Annotated in this window: 15 protein-coding genes and 2 pseudogenes; 6 read left to right on the top strand and 11 right to left on the bottom strand. The window is 61.1% G+C overall.

Annotated elements, in window-relative coordinates; all coding sequences use genetic code 11:
* Window positions 1-22 precede the first annotated feature (22 nt).
* Entirely contained in the window at window positions 23-991 is a 969-nt protein-coding gene (locus EOS_RS02945; protein ID WP_047845115.1) for an AraC family transcriptional regulator, read from the top strand.
* A 513-nt stretch (window positions 992-1504) separates the two neighbouring features.
* Here the strand turns inward: EOS_RS02945 and EOS_RS02940 are convergent.
* Window positions 1505-2623 (bottom strand): FUSC family protein, encoded by a 1119-nt coding sequence (locus tag EOS_RS02940; protein WP_082163202.1) that lies wholly within the window; start codon window positions 2621-2623, stop codon window positions 1505-1507.
* A gap of 434 nt (window positions 2624-3057) precedes the next feature.
* A complete protein-coding gene (locus EOS_RS02935; protein ID WP_047845114.1) occupies window positions 3058-3969 on the bottom strand; it encodes a LysR substrate-binding domain-containing protein in 912 nt (303 codons plus the stop codon).
* Between the two features lie 100 nt (window positions 3970-4069).
* Here EOS_RS02935 and EOS_RS02930 point away from each other — a divergent pair, with 100 nt between their 5' ends.
* The 3 genes from EOS_RS02930 to EOS_RS02920 all read left to right on the top strand — a co-directional run bounded on the left by EOS_RS02930 (window position 4070) and on the right by EOS_RS02920 (window position 7264).
* Window positions 4070-4987, top strand: coding sequence for a DMT family transporter (locus tag EOS_RS02930; protein WP_047845113.1), 918 nt, complete (start codon window positions 4070-4072; stop codon window positions 4985-4987).
* A gap of 368 nt (window positions 4988-5355) precedes the next feature.
* Window positions 5356-6510, top strand: a complete 1155-nt coding sequence (locus EOS_RS02925; RefSeq protein ID WP_047845112.1) for an epoxide hydrolase family protein — start codon at window positions 5356-5358, stop codon at window positions 6508-6510.
* A 334-nt stretch (window positions 6511-6844) separates the two neighbouring features.
* A complete protein-coding gene (locus tag EOS_RS02920) occupies window positions 6845-7264 on the top strand; it encodes a hypothetical protein (protein WP_047845111.1) in 420 nt (139 codons plus the stop codon).
* 112 nt (window positions 7265-7376) lie between these two features.
* Here EOS_RS02920 and EOS_RS02915 read toward each other — a convergent pair whose 3' ends face one another.
* Window positions 7377-7949, bottom strand: coding sequence for a TetR/AcrR family transcriptional regulator (locus EOS_RS02915; protein ID WP_047845110.1), 573 nt, complete (start codon window positions 7947-7949; stop codon window positions 7377-7379).
* A 141-nt stretch (window positions 7950-8090) separates the two neighbouring features.
* Here EOS_RS02915 and EOS_RS02910 point away from each other — a divergent pair, with 141 nt between their 5' ends.
* Window positions 8091-8393 (top strand): alcohol dehydrogenase catalytic domain-containing protein, encoded by a 303-nt coding sequence (locus tag EOS_RS02910; protein WP_047845109.1) that lies wholly within the window; start codon window positions 8091-8093, stop codon window positions 8391-8393.
* Here EOS_RS02910 and EOS_RS02905 read toward each other — a convergent pair.
* The 5 genes and pseudogenes from EOS_RS02905 to EOS_RS02885 form a co-directional block, all read right to left on the bottom strand.
* A pseudogene (locus EOS_RS02905) lies at window positions 8393-8932 on the bottom strand (alpha/beta fold hydrolase); the annotation flags it as partial. The gene EOS_RS02910 and the pseudogene EOS_RS02905 overlap by 1 nt on opposite strands.
* A gap of 186 nt (window positions 8933-9118) precedes the next feature.
* Window positions 9119-9535: an organic hydroperoxide resistance protein gene (locus EOS_RS02900; protein WP_047845108.1), complete on the bottom strand. Its 417-nt coding sequence runs from the start codon at window positions 9533-9535 to the stop codon at window positions 9119-9121.
* Window positions 9536-9558: 23 nt separating this feature from the next.
* On the bottom strand, window positions 9559-9834 hold the full coding sequence (locus EOS_RS02895; protein WP_047845107.1) for a hypothetical protein: 276 nt from the start codon (window positions 9832-9834) through the stop codon (window positions 9559-9561).
* Window positions 9835-9871: 37 nt separating this feature from the next.
* The gene (locus tag EOS_RS02890) at window positions 9872-10096 is read right to left on the bottom strand and encodes a DUF4148 domain-containing protein (RefSeq protein ID WP_047845106.1); all 225 of its coding nucleotides are present in this window, start codon (window positions 10094-10096) and stop codon (window positions 9872-9874) included.
* 362 nt (window positions 10097-10458) lie between these two features.
* Complete coding sequence (locus tag EOS_RS02885; protein ID WP_047845105.1) at window positions 10459-11802, bottom strand: epoxide hydrolase family protein; 1344 nt, start codon at window positions 11800-11802, stop codon at window positions 10459-10461.
* 257 nt (window positions 11803-12059) lie between these two features.
* Here EOS_RS02885 and EOS_RS02880 point away from each other — a divergent pair, with 257 nt between their 5' ends.
* Window positions 12060-13019 (top strand): GlxA family transcriptional regulator, encoded by a 960-nt coding sequence (locus tag EOS_RS02880; RefSeq protein ID WP_047845104.1) that lies wholly within the window; start codon window positions 12060-12062, stop codon window positions 13017-13019.
* Between the two features lie 811 nt (window positions 13020-13830).
* Here the strand turns inward: EOS_RS02880 and EOS_RS02875 are convergent.
* The 3 genes and pseudogenes from EOS_RS02875 to EOS_RS02865 form a co-directional block, all read right to left on the bottom strand.
* Window positions 13831-14859, bottom strand: coding sequence for a LacI family DNA-binding transcriptional regulator (locus tag EOS_RS02875; protein ID WP_047845103.1), 1029 nt, complete (start codon window positions 14857-14859; stop codon window positions 13831-13833).
* 160 nt (window positions 14860-15019) lie between these two features.
* Complete coding sequence (gene hxlB / locus EOS_RS02870) at window positions 15020-15580, bottom strand: 6-phospho-3-hexuloisomerase (protein WP_047845102.1); 561 nt, start codon at window positions 15578-15580, stop codon at window positions 15020-15022.
* 17 nt (window positions 15581-15597) lie between these two features.
* Window positions 15598-15867: pseudogene (locus tag EOS_RS02865) on the bottom strand (ABC transporter permease); the annotation flags it as partial.

Below are 15867 nucleotides of genomic sequence, written 5' to 3'. Positions count from 1 at the left end.
AAGCCGAGTGGTCAGATTTTGAATGCTTGAAAGTCGCGGTTTCATGCGCGAAAATCTGACAATCATGATCGATCCTTTCTCCGACTTTCTGAGTCTCATGGGCGCGCGCTCCGTCATTTCGGGTGGGCTGGTAGCCGGCGGCGCATGGGCAATCAATTTCCCGCGTGCGAATACCGTCAAGTTTTGGGGCGTGGAACGGGGAAGCTGCTGGATCCTATTTGAAGGCGACAAAGATCCCATTCGCATCGAAAGCGGGGACGTGTTTCTGCTCTGCGAACCGCGCTCACATGTCCTCGGCACCGACCTGAACGCGGAGAGCGTCGATCTCGCCGATGTCCTCGAAGGGCGTGTCGGGAATATGGTCCATCATGGCGATGGCGATGAGTTTTTCATGATTGGCGGCAAGGTCGAACTGAACATCGCGTCCAGCCAGCTTTTGCTGGACGCGCTACCGCCTCTCATTCACGTGCGCGGGACGTCGAGCCAGGCGCAAGCGCTGCGATGGCTGCTCGATCAGCTCGTTCAGGAACGGCAAGGTGCCTTTCCTGGAGCGCATATCGCATCGAACCAACTCGCACATTTGATGTTCATCCAGATACTGCGGGCGCACTTCGAGGCGGCCGGATTGCAGCCGGCTGGATGGCTTCGCGCCCTGGGCGACAGGCGTCTCGCGCCGGCACTCCAACTCATGCATGATGATCCCGGCCGCGCTTGGCAACTTCGAGAACTCGCACAGGCAGCGGCGATGTCACGTGCGACGTTTGCCGCTTACTTCAAGACCATTGCCGGAATGTCGCCTCTTTCGTATCTGACCAAATGGCGAATGCACCTTGCGCAGCGGGCTCTACTGGAGAGCCGAACGCACGTCAACGTGCTTGCGCGCTCACTGGGCTACGCGTCCGAGAGCGCGTTCAGCAATGCCTTCAGGCGCGTCGTCGGATGTTCGCCAAAGCACTTTCGGGCACAAGCGGTCGACGAAGTTGCAACGTAGCGCGACGGAGAAAATAGGTGACTTGCAAGTGAGCCTTTCGCGGTGTGCGCCTGTGTTGGGAGCTAGCTCGTATGTGTCTGTTCAAGTACTCGCAGCGGACACTCGATCGTGCACACCGAGAGTCAGCAATGGGTCGACTTCTGCCCGACGCGGACCGATCAACGGCAGCTCTATGCGCCATTTCACATCGGACCGGGTCCGGCCAGGAACAGACACCCGCGGGATCGCGTTGGATGACAAAAGGTCAACCCATTGCAGACGTTCGTCGGGACTGTCGAGAATCGGTCAAAGCGTGCTAATTGCCATCGAGTTGTTCGGTGCCACCCAGCCTGGAAGCTTTCGTTTGACGTCGAGGTAAGAGCGTTGACGATCGATGCCCGGCGATTGTGTAGTGGTCGCAGCAATGAGGCCATGACCCTTCCGGTCGCGTTTGCGTTCGGTGACCCTCACCACGCGCGGCAGTATCTTTCGTTGGCGCTGTAGCGTGCAGATAGATTCGGGCCCGGTCGTAGCCTATTTGCCGGGGCCCGAAGATCGGAGCGGAAAAATGATCATGGCGGCGACCAGGCCGAGTGACCCGCCGAGAAGCGTTTCCCAGGCGCGGGCTGCAAGCAGGGGGACTGAGTGCACGCCACTTGCTGCAAGCGTCACGATCAACGTGAAAGCGAACGCCGCGCAGGCGATGTCGTAGCGCTCTGGCAAGGCCATCGCATATATGACCATCGCGAGTGCGGCTGCAGCCCAGATCAGCAGCGGCGCATGCTCTGCAACCGGCAGGCAGGCAAGACCGATCGGAACGCCAATCAGCGTACCGAGAATACGGCGACGCACACGCTGTATCGTACCGGTCGCCGAACCTGCGACGACGTAGGTGCATGCGGTGATCGCCCAGGCGGACTCCTCAAGACCAATCAAGCCGTTCAGGGCGACGATGACCAAAGCACCGATGGCCGCCTGCAATCCCATGAAGAACTCCGGCGAGCACCTCCCACGAGCGGGTGCTGGTCCGGCAGCGAGCGCCGCTGTCGCGACAGGCCGCTCGGCGGGGCCGCTTAGCACCCGTGGCACCACCGACGCCAGGGCGGCGATGAGCGCCGCAATCCCAATAGCCCACAGATCATTAATCGTCAGACGGGTGCCGTATGCGAGCAACTCTCCAATATAGATTTGCGATCCGACTCCGGCACCCAGGATGCCGAATCGTTTGAGATATCCGACCAGAAACGCGCCGGTCAGGAGAATCAGTTCCGGTCCCGCCCGACCCGCAACTTGCAACGGCCGGGAAAAAACCACGAACAGGCCCGCGCCTAACGCGGCGGCAAAATTCAGCAGCACGAGATCACGGCTCGACTCAGCGCGCGTCGTTTTTCCCTCCGATACGCTCGCCCAGAGTGCGAAGCTTCCAGCAAGATAACCCAGCGAGATGCTGCTGGGCACGCTGTGGGCAATATCCTGCAACGTCCCGAGTGCAGCCGCGATGCCGTACGCCGTCACGAGCCGCAACCCCTTGATTCGACGGTGCGTGCCGGGATCGACCCGGTACAGCCAACGGCCAACCGCCGCTACTGGCCTCAGGATGCCCCGGCGCAATTTCCCACCACGATCCACGGAGCCTTGCGGGTTGTCATTCATGGGCTTCTCCGTGATCGTTTCCAGGGCACATACGAGCGGCAACGCAAATGTGATTTTGTTAGGAAGCAGACAAAACGGGAAGTATCAAACGGGATGGTAACCCGATGGTGTTGAGACTACTGGTGCCGACACTGGCGTGCCGAAAATTCAGCATGGACGGCGGCCTGATTTTGGTCGTCACTGGTGTTACGACCTGTTTCTGATTTTTCGTGCTCCAGTTGCGAACGTCACTTGTCAGCCTCGAAGCGGACAAAATCGAAAGCGGAGGGATTGGCTGTTGTGGGTCGACTTCTGCCCGACGCGGACCGATCAACGGCAGCTCCATGCGCCATTTCACATCGGACCGGGCCCGGCCAGGAGCGGTCCGTCATCTCCAACCGAAAAACGTCCGTTGTTGCTGGGCCAAGTGCCATTCGCGGGGAAACGGCTTCGAGTCATCGATGTGTTGCCTGACCGGAATCCAGGGGAGTGCTTCTTGCAGCCATCCACGCTTTCAGCAATTTCACCGCTGGTTGAAGCTCGTCCGCATTGGGGTGTACGAGATAGTATCCGTTGGACAAAGGCAGCGCTTTGTCGAACGGTTCGACAAGGGACCCTTCAGCGAGCTCGGCTTCCACCAAAAGGGGACTTGTAAGAACCAGCCCTTGTGCGTGCACGGCCGCCTCGATTGCCATCAAGGACTGGTCGAACTGAATGCCGTTGATCGCCTCGATCTGCGCATCGGCGAGACTGCTGAAGCGTGTCAACCACACCCTCCAGTGGGGATGTAGCGTGTTGTGAAGCAGCGTCGCGGATTGAAAATCTTCGGGCCGCTTCAATTTCCACTTCTTCGCGTAAGCCGGGCTGCAGTATGCACGTGCCTCGTCGGTGTAAAGCAGTTGCACCGCGAGTTGCGAATCGATGCCGTCGAAATATCGGACCGCGAGGTCAACGGCGTCGAATTCAAAATCGACAAGCGTGGTGGTCGTGTTCAAGCTCAATGCGATTCCCGGGTGAGCTTGCAGAAAGTCGGCCATTCGAGGGGCGAACCACTTTGCGGCAAAGCTCGGCGGCATCGATAGCCGAACACCCTTGCTGTGACGCTCCCGCAGGCGGCGGCTGGCATGGATGATCTCCAGGAGCGCCGGCTGGATCCGTGCGAAATACGCGCGACCTTCCACGGTCGGCGTTACCTGTCGTATCTGCCGTACGAACAGGGCGACACCGAGCCAGTCTTCGAGCTTCTGGATCTGCTGGCCCACCGCGCCGGGCGTCACGCTCAGTTCCTGAGCAGCCAGAGAAAAACTGCCGAGTCGCATGGCAGCTTCCAGAGCTACTAAGGCTTTCATTGGGGGAATGGGTCGCATAGCGTAGTTTTTCTATTGCATGGAAGAAATTAAATCATTTGTAGCGCGTAGGCGGCGTGAAGACAATCAAGACTCGAAGCCCTCCATCGAGATTATCCCCATGAACCCCGCCTACCTCGCCTTCGCCGCGCTCGGCCTCATCTGGGGCACCAACTTCATGTTCATGAAGTGGGCGAGCGTCGACATATCGGCATCCCAGATCGTATTTCTCCGGACGCTGTTCGGCTTCCTGCCAATCCTCGTCATGGCGCTGTTCAGGGGCGAGCTGAAATGGCGTCATCTGCGCCACGCGCATCATTTCTTCGTGATGTCGCTTCTCGCCACTGTGGTCTACTACTACGCATTCGCGAAGGGGGCGGCGCTGCTTCTGTCCAGCGTGGCCGGCATGCTGAGCGGAGCGATCCCGCTGTTTTCTTTCGTCGTCGCCTGGGTGCTATTGCGGCAGGAACGCCCGAGCGCGCGGATGATCGTTGGCATCGCGAGTGGATTCGCCGGCGTGCTGCTGATCGCGCAGCCGTGGAATGCGCATGGCGCAGGCGTCAATATGCTCGGGGTGTCCTACATGGTCGCCGGCTCGCTAAGCGTCGGATGCTCGTTCGTCTACGCGCGACGCTTTCTCACCAGCCTCGAGCTTTCACCTCTGGCGCTGTCGACCTGGCAGATCGGTTTCGCGCTCGTTGTGGTCAGCGGCGTCACAGACTTCCACGGCATGGCACGTGTAACGGGTGACACGCGTGCCGCGCTTGGGCTCGTCCTGGGTCTCGGGTTGACCGGAACCGGCGTCGCCTACATTCTGTATTACTTCATCGTCGGGCGGCTCGGCGCGGTCGCGGCTTCCAGCGTGACATATATCCCGCCTGTCATTGCCTTGCTGCTGGGATTGTCGATCGGCCACGAACCGATGCGACCGCTCGATCTGCTCGCGATGGCGGCTATCCTCGCGGGGGTGTATCTGTTGCAGAGCCGACGGCGCGCGATGCCAGCTGCCGCTTCGCGGACGCGATCGGCGCTCAGTTGAGTATGGCGGCTTTCGTCGAATCATTTCGACCGGTGTTCGATGCACGTATGTGTCAGGGCGACTGTGGGATCAGCGCAGACTGAGCGTGCCGACGCGGCGGCGGAAATGGCGAACTCCAGCAGCGCGGGACCCGACTGGATTCAGAAAAGTGCCACGTGGCCCGCTTCAGGCTGTGCTGTTCCATTCAGGGTGGCCGCCCGAATGACAGCTTGGCGTTCGTAAGCCGAGGGCCGCAGGCAACGCGGTGAATGTCCCGTCAGGGTCGTCTACGGAACTTCGTCATCGGACCAAGCCACGGCCAATTGTGGGCGTTCGACGCCGCCAGTTAGATCGTGGAGAATCGACTGCACCCTTCCAGAGGAGGTGCCATGAATATCGAGCCATTTCAGATTTCCGTGTCCGATGTTGAGATCGACGACTTGCGCCGGCGTTTGCGCGACAGCCGGTGGGCATCCGCGACTCCGTCCGAGTCGTGGCAACAAGGCACAGACACCACATGGCTGCGCGAATTGGTGAAGTACTGGGCCGACAGTTTTGATTGGCGGGCTGCGGAACGCGGTCTGAACCAGCAACCTCAATTCATGGCCGACGTGAACGGTCAGCGCGTGCACTTCGTTCATCGGCGTGGCGTTGGACCCCGGCCCTATCCGGTGGTCATCACGCATGGCTGGCCCGGATCGTTCTTCGAATTTCATGCGTTGGCTGATCGGTTGTGCGACCCGGCTGCATTCGGTGCGGACCCGAACGATGCCTTCGACGTCGTTATTCCTTCACTGCCGGGCTTTGCGTTTTCGCCGGCGCCTGCCACCCCTGGCACTTCCGCGTTTCAGGTCGCCGATCTGTGGGCATCGCTGATGCGAGGTCTTGGGTACGAGCGATTTGGCGCTCAGGGTGGTGACCTGGGCGCGGGGGTGTCGGTCGCGCTCGCCTTGCGGCACTCACCGGTAGTCGATGGAATTCATCTCAACTTTCTGCCGGGATCGTACGAACCCGCAATCGACGCCGCTGATTCGCTGCTTACCGTCGCAGAACAAAACTTCCTTCGAGAGAAGGGTGAGTGGGCTGCGCTCGAGGGCGGTTATGCGCATATGCACAGCACGAGGCCGCGGACGTTAGCCGCGTCGCTTAACGACTCGCCGGCCGGGCTGGCTGCGTGGATCAGCGAGAAGTTTCGCGCGTGGAGCGATTGCGAGGGCGTTATCGAGCGCAGATTTTCAAAAGATGAGCTGCTCACCAACTTATCGCTCTACTGGTACACCCAGAGCATTGGTACAGCACTTCAAATGTACTGGGAAAACAGGCTTCAACCCATGCGCTTCGCCACTGGACAACGTGTATTACCGCCGGTCGGCTTTGCGCGCTTTCCGAAAGAGATTAACCACCCGCCGCGCGTATGGCTGGAACGAACGTTCAATGTCGCGCAATGGACCGACATGCCGCGTGGTGGCCATTTCGCGGCAATGGAAGAACCTGAACTCCTCGCGGCCGACATTCGTAGCTTTTTCAGGCACTTCCGGCAGTGAGTTCGTTGAAGAATCGCCCCTATGCGGGATGCGATCTGCGTTTCGCGACGGACCGCTGCTGGAGACCATGAAGGTCGTTCAGGGTTGACTCCCGCCGTTCGCCATCGGACCGGGTCCGGCCAGTTACGGTGAGTCGACGCGGCACCCGGAATCATCGACAATCAGGGGCGTTGTTGCGTATCTAATTAACGCACAAGTGATATCGAATGTTTTCGATGTCGCGAACAAAGGATCTGACGACGCACTAGCAAAAGACTGAGACAAGTGGCACCACAATAGGACTTCCCTAAATTCTTGCGCGGCCACCGGCCCGCTACACGCCGTCTTGAACCGCATGCACACCGCCGCGCGTCATCTTGTACTCCACGGATCGATAGTCCTTCTCTTCGGCTTGCTGCTCGGCGGCCCTTACGCGAATGCAATCAAGCGCGGTGCGCCACCGAATATCGTGAACTCCTGGCGCGTGGCGCACCTGAGCCTGCCGATCGGCGCAACGTTGATGCTGGCTGTGGCCGCCTTGCTGCCCTCAATGACTGTCTCGACGGCGCTGGCCTGGGTGATCGTCATCGCGTTCATTGTGTCGGCGTACGGGTTTTGCGTCTCCACTCCGCTGGCCGCACTGACTGGCGAGCGAGGTTTGTCCTCAGGCGGTGCCGGCCTGGGTGGCCTTGTCTATTTCGGAAACTGGGTCGGCGCTGTGGCATCCATCGTCGGAGCTGCTGCATTGGTCATCGCCGCGTTCCTGTCTCTGTAAGGCAGGGTCCGGGCCACAAGCAGCCGTTCGAGAGTTCGGGATTGATCGTTGGAAATTGATCGCACGTGGCGAAGGTAACCGGGCTTAATCGCCGTTCAAAGGCGGATCGGGGCTACGGAGCTGGGGTGAAAGTAGAGAGATCGCGCAATTCCTTGAAGGCTTGTTCGACATAGACGCCGAGATCTGCCGATCCATTTTCGAACCACTCCGCGACAGCGTGACCGATTGCTGCCATCCCAACTTGTGCTGCAAGGCTCGCCGCCCGGTCGGACACTCCCCGCTGACGGAAAGCCGATTCCAAGGCCGACATAACAGCTCGGGTCTTGGTCTGTGCCCGCTCTTGCAAGGCAGGGTGGCCGGCGATGATGCGTTGGCGCGGTGCGGTGAACGGGCGGTTCTTAACGAAAAGAGGCTCTACCGACGGGAAAGCATGAAATAGCGCTTCCAGAGGCCCGAGACCGTGCGGAACGTTTATGACAGCGCTCTGCAGAGCTTCGATGAATTCGTCCTCTCCACTGAAGAGCACTTCCCGTTTATCCGGGAAATGCCGGAAAAAGGTGCGTTGAGTAACACCGGCCTCCGCCGCAATGTCTGCGGCTGTAGTCTCGTCGTAACCACGAGTCGCAAAGAGCTTAAGTGCCGCCTCCTGGAGGCGACGCCGCATTTTTTCTGCATCTCTGGGCATTGTTCACCAATCGTATTGTCACAAACTGACTTTACGCGTATCGTCAGCATATGACGATACGCTATCGTTGTTTCCCTCCTTCCGCAAGTGTTGGGGCAACCGCGATTCGCATCCGACCATCAATCGCCATGGAGAATCGTTATGCCGAGTTTCGATCCAGCGCAGATGAAAGCACTTAGGGTTCAGCGTTATGGTGAGCCTGCCGATGTATTGCATTTGGACGACGTTCCCGTCCAAAGGCCGCGCGACGGGCAAGTTCGCATTCGTGTTCATGCCTGCGCCCTCAATCCAGCCGATTGGGCCGTGTGCCAGGGGTTTATTCCGCTACCACCTCCGCGCGGCATCGGCTTCGACGTTTCCGGGACGGTTGATGCTATTGGTGAAGGCGTTATCGGCGTGAGCATCGGTGACCTCGTCTTTGGTGTCCCGGACTACATCGGCTAGCCGCTCACCGATACCAGCGCCTTGCATCGTTGCGGCCACAGCGCGGCGATGATGCCGGCCGTGCGCGCGCCCCAGTCGAAGCCGCCGAACACGGCCTTGTCGATCTTCAGCGCGTTCATCAGCGCGATGATGTCGACGGCGATGACGGCTTGCTGCCCGTTGCGCGGGGTATCGGCGGACAGGAAGCGGGTCGTGCCGTAGCCGCGCAGATACGGCACGATCACGCGATAGCCGGCGGCCGCAAGCAGTGGCGTGACGTCGGCGAAGCTGTAGATGTCGTAGGGCCATCCGTGCAGCAGGATCACGACCGGGCCGTTGCCCGGTCCCGCTTCCGCATAGCCGATGCTGAGCGCTCCGGCGTTGACCTGGCGAATGGTGTTGAATGATGCGACGCGCGTAGAGGCCTTGTCCTTGGCGGGGCTCGTGTTCCCGGCCGCTTGCGCGTTGGCGAGTCCGCTGAGTCCGACTTCGAGCAGGCCGACGCCTGCAATAGTCGTCTTCAGCAGACGGCGACGGCGAGGATTCATCTCGTCCGGCATGGCTATATCTCCTTCGAGATTGTGTCGATCAGCATTCGATGGGGCGCAGCGCGTGGAACGGCCGACCCATGGGACGCACGCGGATGCTTCGGTGATCGGCTGAAAGTCGGCGCGAATGGGCCTCCTAGATCATCCCGGCCGCCGTTCATTCGTCAGGCGGAAGTTTCACCGCCTGCATCGCCGCATTCAGACCACACTGATGACCACATCGATGTTCCCGCGCGTCGCCTTCGAGTACGGGCAGGTCTCGTGCGCAGTGCGCGCCAGCGCCTCGGCGACTTCGCGCTCCACACCCGGCAGGCTGACGTTCAGCCGAGCCTGCAAAAAGTAAGCACCATCGACGGTGCGCAGATCGACCTCGGCGTCGACGGCCGTATCGGCGGGCAGCGCGACCTTCATCTTCGCCGCCGCCAATCCCATCGCGCCGATGAAACAGGCGGACCAGCCGGCCGCGAACATCTGTTCGGGATTCGTCCCGCCGCCCGTCGATCCCGGCGCTGACAACGCGACGTCGAGGCGTCCGTCGGAACTGCGCGATTCGCCGTCGCGTCCGCCGGTGGTGTGAGTCTTGCCCGTGTACAGCACTGTGTCGATTCGAGTCATGCTGAACTCCTTGCCGGGGCGGCTCAGTGATGCGAGTAGGTGGAAAGAGAATCGCCAGCCGCGAGCCGGGTGCCCGACTGCGATGCCGTATCGGACATGCCGCCGAACGCCCGCGCGCCGTGATCGCTGCCGGCTTGATCGATGCTGATCGTCTGACTATTCGGGCCGCGTTGCGACGCGGGCGCGCCTGCGATCGGGTTGTAGTGCGGGGCCGGACCGTAGCCGCTGCTGGCGAAGGCGGAGCCAGTAACAGCTGAACTCGCTGCGATGAGGAGGGCGGTGATGAGATGCTTGTTCATGTGATGGAGCCTCGAATAAGTACGTAAGTGAGCAGGTTCAGCTTCCGCGATAGAGCGTGCTGAGACTGGCGAGTTGTCCGTCCTTCTGCGCCTGCACCAATTCGCGGCGCACGTCGGCACGCGTTTTCTGCGACGCGACGATGCGGCTCGTACCGGATTGCTCCGTCTGCGTGGCGGTGGAGACCGTGGTGTTGTCAGCGGCCTGGGCCAGGCCCGAAGCGGCGAATGCGGCAAAGGCCAAAGCGATGATCGAAGTTTTCATGCTGTTCTCCTTGAAACGATGAAGGGTTGGGAAACGCCCGGAAACGCATCAGTTGCGTGGCAATTCGTTGCGATCCGTCGTTGATGCATTTGAGCGCGCCGACGTATCTGGCGTGTGTCGTGAACCGGGCGTCTTGCAAGCGTGTGTATCGGCGGCTTCGTGGATACATTGGGATACGAAAGCCCCGGTCTGCTCGTGTTCGCCTTCGCCTTCGCCGAAGTCCGTGTAGACCACCTGTCCCTGCTTGTCGATAAGGTAGAAGGCGGGCCAATACCAGGCGCTTCATGTCAGGCGCGTGCTGAAATGTGCACTCTTGAAGCCGGCTGCTGCCGCGCATTCGTGCGACAACAACCGGCGGGACCTCATTGTTGTCGGCGCAACGGTCTGAAGGCCGCGCGGAGCTCCTCGGCGAAGAGCTGCGGTTGTTCCCATGCTGCGAAGTGGCCGCCCTTGCTTACCTCATGGAAATAGGTGAGCTTGGGATAACTGCGCTCGGTCCAGCTCCGCGGCGCCCGATAAATCTCGCCGGGAAAGACGGTCACGGCAACCGGGACCGAAATATCGGCAGTCCTCTGTTCTACCGCGTTGAAGTTGTTGTTGTTGTTCTCCCAGTAGAGCCGCGCCGACGACGTCGAAGTGTTCGTGACCCAGTACAGCGTGATGTCGTCGAGCATCTCATCCTTGGAGAGTGAGCGCTCGGGGTCGCCGCCGCTATAGGTCCAGGCCGCGAACTTGTCGTACATCCAGGCCGCCTGGCCCGCGGGCGAATCAGCCAGGCCGTAGCCCTCGGTTTGCGGGCGAGTGACCATCATGGCGGCATAGCCGCCGCCCTTTTTGTACAAGTTGGCGAGTGATTCGTACGCTGCCTTCTCCACATTGGACAGCCCCCCCGGCGCCGGTTCGCCATTGTTGAGTGTCATCGCGACATCCGGTGGCACCGTCGCAGGCATATTGACGTGAATTCCCAGCAGCCCCGCGGGAGCCTGACGCCCCATCGCATCCGCCACCACGGAACCCCAATCGCCGCCTTGAGACACATACTGCTTGTATCCCAGACGCTTCATCAGTACGTCCCACGCCCGCGCGATGTGATCGGGACCCCAGCCAACGCCGGTGGGTTTGCCGGAGAAGCCGTAGCCGGGCATCGAGGGGATGACGACATCGAAGGCGTCCTCCGCACGGCCGCCATAAGCCATAGGATCGGTGAGTGGACCGATGGCCTTCTCAATTTCCAGAGGTGAGCCTGGCCAGCCGTGGGTGATGATCAACGGCAGGGCGTGCGGGTGACGGGATTTCACGTGGATGAACTGGATATCGACGCCGTCGATCGTGGTCACGAACATCGGCAGGGCGTTCAACCTTGCCTCCGTCTTGCGCCAGTCGTAGTCCGTGCCCCAGTAGTTCACCAGTGTCTGGATCTTCGCCTCCTGCACGCCCTGGGATTGATCGGCGACGGTCTCCTTGTCAGGCCACCGCGTTGCAGCGATGCGGCGGCGGAGGTCGACGAGTGTTTCGTCCGGAACGTGGACGTGGAAGGGCCGGATCGAGTTGTCTTCAGCCGCTGCGCGCGTTGTCGCGGAAGGCTGATCCGCGGCCGGAACGGCATGGGCGTAATTGAAGGCAGCGGCCAGGAAAAGGCCGAGTACAGCCGCGGCTGAGGTGGCAAACGAGCTGTGCCGAATTTGGGCCGTCGAAACTATGGACATGGTGATACTCCTTGAAGAAGGGTGCGCGACTTTGCTTCGCCGCGGGTTACGTGGACCGTTTGCGTGAGCTCGTCACTACCGCCTTATTCGGGCGTTCGTTTCTATGCGTCCTGGACGGTTTTTTTCGTTAAGTTCGCTGGTGATTGCGTGAGGTAATTGTGGTCCGGATTGACGCCGGCTCAAATGACGTATATGGTCGTGATTAAGGACATCTCTTGACATCGGATGCTTGACCTGATGAATAGCGGAGGGCCGACATGCACCGGATCGGATATTTGTTGAGCGATGGCTTCCAGGTGATGGCGCTCGCGTCACAGTCGGTTTTCGAATACGCGAACATTGCTGCGGGCGAAGCCTTCTACAGCATCGAGAACTTTTCGGTGGTGGGCGGCGAGGTGCGCTCCTCGCTCGGCATGTCCGTAGGAACGCGGCCGCTTGGCGGGCGCGCCGCGATCGACACGTGGATCGCGGCGGGCGTCAACATGCCGCTCACCTCGACGCCCCCCGCCGAAGTGCTCGCGTTCCTGCGCAAGGCGGCTACGCGCGCGCGACGCATCGCCGGCATCTGCACGGGCGCTTTCGTACTGGCTGAAGCGGGGCTGCTCGCGAACCGGCGCGCGACCACGCATTGGGCTCATGCCCGCGCGATGACGAGCCGGTTTCCGGACATCCGCGTCGAGGAAGATCGCATCTACCTTGTCGATGGGCCTATCTGGACATCGGCGGGCATGACCGCGGGGCTCGACCTCGCGCTCGGGATGGTCGAGATGGACCTCGGCGCCGATGTGGCGCGTTCGGTCGCGCACAAGCTCGTGATGCATCAGCGGCGCTCGGGCGGCCAGTCGCAGCATTCGGAAATGCTCGATCTCGCGCCAAAGTCCGACCGCATCCAGAACGCGCTGAACTATGCGCGCAAGAACCTGAGCGGGCCGCTCACCGTCGAGGAACTCGCGAGTACGGCGCATCTGAGCCCGCGGCAGTTCACCCGGGTGTTCACCCTGGAGACGGGACAGTCGCCCGCGAAGGCGATTGAAGGGCTGAGGCTCGAAGCCGCGCGGCTGATGATCGAGAAGAGTCGGCACTCGCTGGAAGTGATCGCAAAAGAGACGGGGTTTCGCGATCGTCGGCATATGCGCGAAGCGTTCATGCGCGGGTTTGGCCTACCGCCGCAGGAGGTGCGGCGTGAGGCTCGCGCCGGCGATCGGATCGGTGTTTAGGTGGGTGTTGGAACGCGCCCAACAAGGCGGGCGCGATGATCAATGCTTGATCACCATATCGATCGGAACCCATTGAAAGGGCTGAACGTTCTCGCCATTGAATCCCGAAGGCTTTCGCTTGTCGGAGCATCCCAGGACCAGGTTCGATGTGTTCAGGCGGTTTAGGGCACTCCGGTCGGATACGGCGTGACTGGTCTAGCTTCCTCAAAAGGGTCTTGTAGTTCTTTTTGGCGCCCCGGAGGGGCAGCGGTCGGTCACAGTTCTGGGCCTCTGGCGCGGCGAGAGGCGAGACATTCGAGCGGCCGCTGCTCCCGGAAAGGCGCCGTTGCGGCAGCGGCAAGTCGAAGGGCCGCTCCGGGTCGAGTACGGAAGTTCGGTATCCCGCCGAGACCCGCGATGTTCGGGCTGGCCGTGTACTTCCGGGTTCGGCCAGTCGTCGTTCATACGCGTCGTCGGTCGGACGTTCAGGCGTCGGCATCGCCCCGTAACCGGCCATCGGCCTGTCGAAAGCGAACGCCCTTGCATCGGCCGAAGCGGTCGTTCTGATCATCGCAGAAGCAGTCCCGCACGACTATCGGCTTTCTGGCCATGCGTCCGACCGGGAGGCAAATATGGGACGATCAGATCAGCGGCGAGCATATCGGTGCTGTCATGTCGGGCTGCCTTGTAATCGGCGACCATGCAGTCACCAGCACCCCATGGCGTACCGCGCCTCAAGCATGGCCGATTATGAGCCGCCGCCCGTGAATGGCCTGGGCTGGTATCGGTCATCGCAGCGCACAGATGGTTTGCTTGCGATGGGACGCGCTCCTCAGGAACTCGGGGGCGCTACGGATTCCCGGGGCACCAGACTGCATTCGATCTTGGTAATCGGATAGTGCTGACGTTCCCGCGGCTTGCCCTCATACTCTTGCAGATGCTCGATGGCCCAGCGGCCCATTGCCCGATGCGGGAGGACGCACGTGGTTAGCCTCGGCCGCAGATGACGCGAAATCTCTTCATCGTCATAGCCGACCACCGACACGTCGCCCGGTACGACCAAACCTGCTTCGCGCAGCGCGTCGTAGCAGCCCAAAGCCGTGCGGTCATTCTGGCAGAAGATGGCGGTTGGTGGATGCTTCAAAGTGAGCAGGCTTCGTGTAGCCTCGTAGCCTCCGGTGGTCGACCAATCGCCCTGCACGACGAGGTTTGGATCGAACGGAATGTCAGCTGTGGCCAACGCTCGCCGGTAGCCTTCCAGGCGACTGCTCGCGGCATCCATCCACATCTCACCAATGATCGTACCGATGCGGCGATGCCCCTGTTCGATCAGGTGACGGGTAGCTGCCTGGCCGCCTGCGATTTCACTCGGAATGACGGATGCGAACGCATGGTCTTGCGTGTAGCAGTTCAGCAAAACCACGGGAATATCCAACTCGTATAGCATCGGGTGCGCTTGAAGCTCGCGCGTGATGATCGTCATGTAGATCATCGACGACACGCCAAGCGAGAGCAGCGTCTCAATCGCCGTTGGTTCCATCACTGCGTCGGATCCGGTCTGGGCGGACACCAACATGCGACCGGTGCGCCAGGCTTCCTGATGCGCACTGTCGATGGCTATGGCCGCTTCGGGACTCGTCGCGAGCTGATCGACAAGAAAGCCAATCGCGCCGGGCGTCGCTGACACTTGGACTTGCGGCTGCTCCAGCGCGCGAAAGGTCGACGCCGTGTAGCCCATCGCGCGTGCCACCTTCAATACCCTTTCGCGGGTCTCAGGTGAGATTTTCACGCCGTCGGCCCCATTGAGCACGAAAGAGACGGTCGCCTGCGAGCAACCCGCTTCGCGCGCAACGTCAACCATCGTCACACGCCGGCCTCTTCGCCTGACAAGGCCGGGCGTGGGCTGCGGATCGACGGGCGCTCTCGGTTTCGAGTCTGCGGCTCTTCTTCCCATGAGCAAAGGGTCGGTTATCGGAAAACGCTCGATTGTAGCGCCATGTCGACGCCCGCGGCCATCCGGCTCATTCCAGATTCGTGTGATTCGAACGCATCTGCGCGTCACTTACGCCAAGCCTGGCCTTCAGGCGCACGATCGCAACCTCGAAAAGCAGGAACAGGCTGCCTTCAAAGACTGAGCCCATTGGCAGCATGGAGAGATCTTCGCCCTGATCACTGGCCATTGTCTGGGCCGGAACGACGACCACTTCGCTGGCGGCTGCGGGCACTGATGCGCAAGGCTGCGCGGTGATGGCCAGAACCGCCGCGCCCGCGTTGCGTGCAACCGTGGTCATGCACAGAGCCGTCGGCAATTCGCCGGGCCCGGCGGTGACGAGCAGCAGGTCGCCCGCGCCAATTGCTGGCGTCGTCATGTCTCCCACCACGGACACCGAGCATCCGAGATGGAACAGGCGCATGGCAAAGCCTTTGAGCTGCAGGCCTTCGCGCCCGCAGCCAAAAACCGCGACGTGACGGGCCCCGGCGATGCGCTCGACGAGCCGATCAATATCGGCATCTGTAATTTGCCGCACCGAGCGGTCCAGTTCGGACAGAATCGATTCAAAAAGTTCTTGTGACGTGTGCATGGGAGTTCAATCGATTTTCAAGTTGCGTGTCTGTGACGGCGCTGCATGACGGTGGCCTGCAGGACGACGACAACCAGGAGCATCAATCCGCGGATCACGCTCTGCCAGTACGCCGACAGCGAGATGACGCCCAGGCCGTTTTCGAAATTGAGGACGGTGAAGAGCGTGCCCATCAGCAAGACACCGGCGAGCGTCGCGAGCACGGAGCCCGCCCCGCCGGTGAGCAGCGTGCCGCCAATGACCACCGAAGCGATCGCGAACAGTTCCCAGCCCACGCCTTCGGTTGG

It is taken from the genome of Caballeronia mineralivorans PML1(12) (genome assembly GCF_001028175.1).
In the GTDB taxonomy this organism is placed as follows: Bacteria; Pseudomonadota; Gammaproteobacteria; order Burkholderiales; family Burkholderiaceae; genus Caballeronia; species Caballeronia mineralivorans.
The sequence above is the reverse complement of the archived record's forward strand: the minus strand, read 5'-3'. Positions and strand labels throughout refer to the sequence as shown.

Bases quoted from the DNA above. Each gene is read 5' to 3' on its own strand.
- EOS_RS02945 (WP_047845115.1), top strand. From the start codon at position 23: ATGCTTGAAAGTCGCGGTTTCATGCGCGAAAATCTGACAATCATGATC.
- EOS_RS02940 (WP_082163202.1), bottom strand. From the start codon at position 2,623: ATGAATGACAACCCGCAAGGCTCCGTGGATCGTGGTGGGAAATTGCGC.
- EOS_RS02935 (WP_047845114.1), bottom strand. From the start codon at position 3,969: ATGCGACCCATTCCCCCAATGAAAGCCTTAGTAGCTCTGGAAGCTGCC.
- EOS_RS02930 (WP_047845113.1), top strand. From the start codon at position 4,070: ATGAACCCCGCCTACCTCGCCTTCGCCGCGCTCGGCCTCATCTGGGGC.
- EOS_RS02925 (WP_047845112.1), top strand. From the start codon at position 5,356: ATGAATATCGAGCCATTTCAGATTTCCGTGTCCGATGTTGAGATCGAC.
- EOS_RS02920 (WP_047845111.1), top strand. From the start codon at position 6,845: ATGCACACCGCCGCGCGTCATCTTGTACTCCACGGATCGATAGTCCTT.
- EOS_RS02915 (WP_047845110.1), bottom strand. From the start codon at position 7,949: ATGCCCAGAGATGCAGAAAAAATGCGGCGTCGCCTCCAGGAGGCGGCA.
- EOS_RS02910 (WP_047845109.1), top strand. From the start codon at position 8,091: ATGCCGAGTTTCGATCCAGCGCAGATGAAAGCACTTAGGGTTCAGCGT.
- EOS_RS02900 (WP_047845108.1), bottom strand. From the start codon at position 9,535: ATGACTCGAATCGACACAGTGCTGTACACGGGCAAGACTCACACCACC.
- EOS_RS02895 (WP_047845107.1), bottom strand. From the start codon at position 9,834: ATGAACAAGCATCTCATCACCGCCCTCCTCATCGCAGCGAGTTCAGCT.
- EOS_RS02890 (WP_047845106.1), bottom strand. From the start codon at position 10,096: ATGAAAACTTCGATCATCGCTTTGGCCTTTGCCGCATTCGCCGCTTCG.
- EOS_RS02885 (WP_047845105.1), bottom strand. From the start codon at position 11,802: ATGTCCATAGTTTCGACGGCCCAAATTCGGCACAGCTCGTTTGCCACC.
- EOS_RS02880 (WP_047845104.1), top strand. From the start codon at position 12,060: ATGCACCGGATCGGATATTTGTTGAGCGATGGCTTCCAGGTGATGGCG.
- EOS_RS02875 (WP_047845103.1), bottom strand. From the start codon at position 14,859: ATGGTTGACGTTGCGCGCGAAGCGGGTTGCTCGCAGGCGACCGTCTCT.
- hxlB (WP_047845102.1), bottom strand. From the start codon at position 15,580: ATGCACACGTCACAAGAACTTTTTGAATCGATTCTGTCCGAACTGGAC.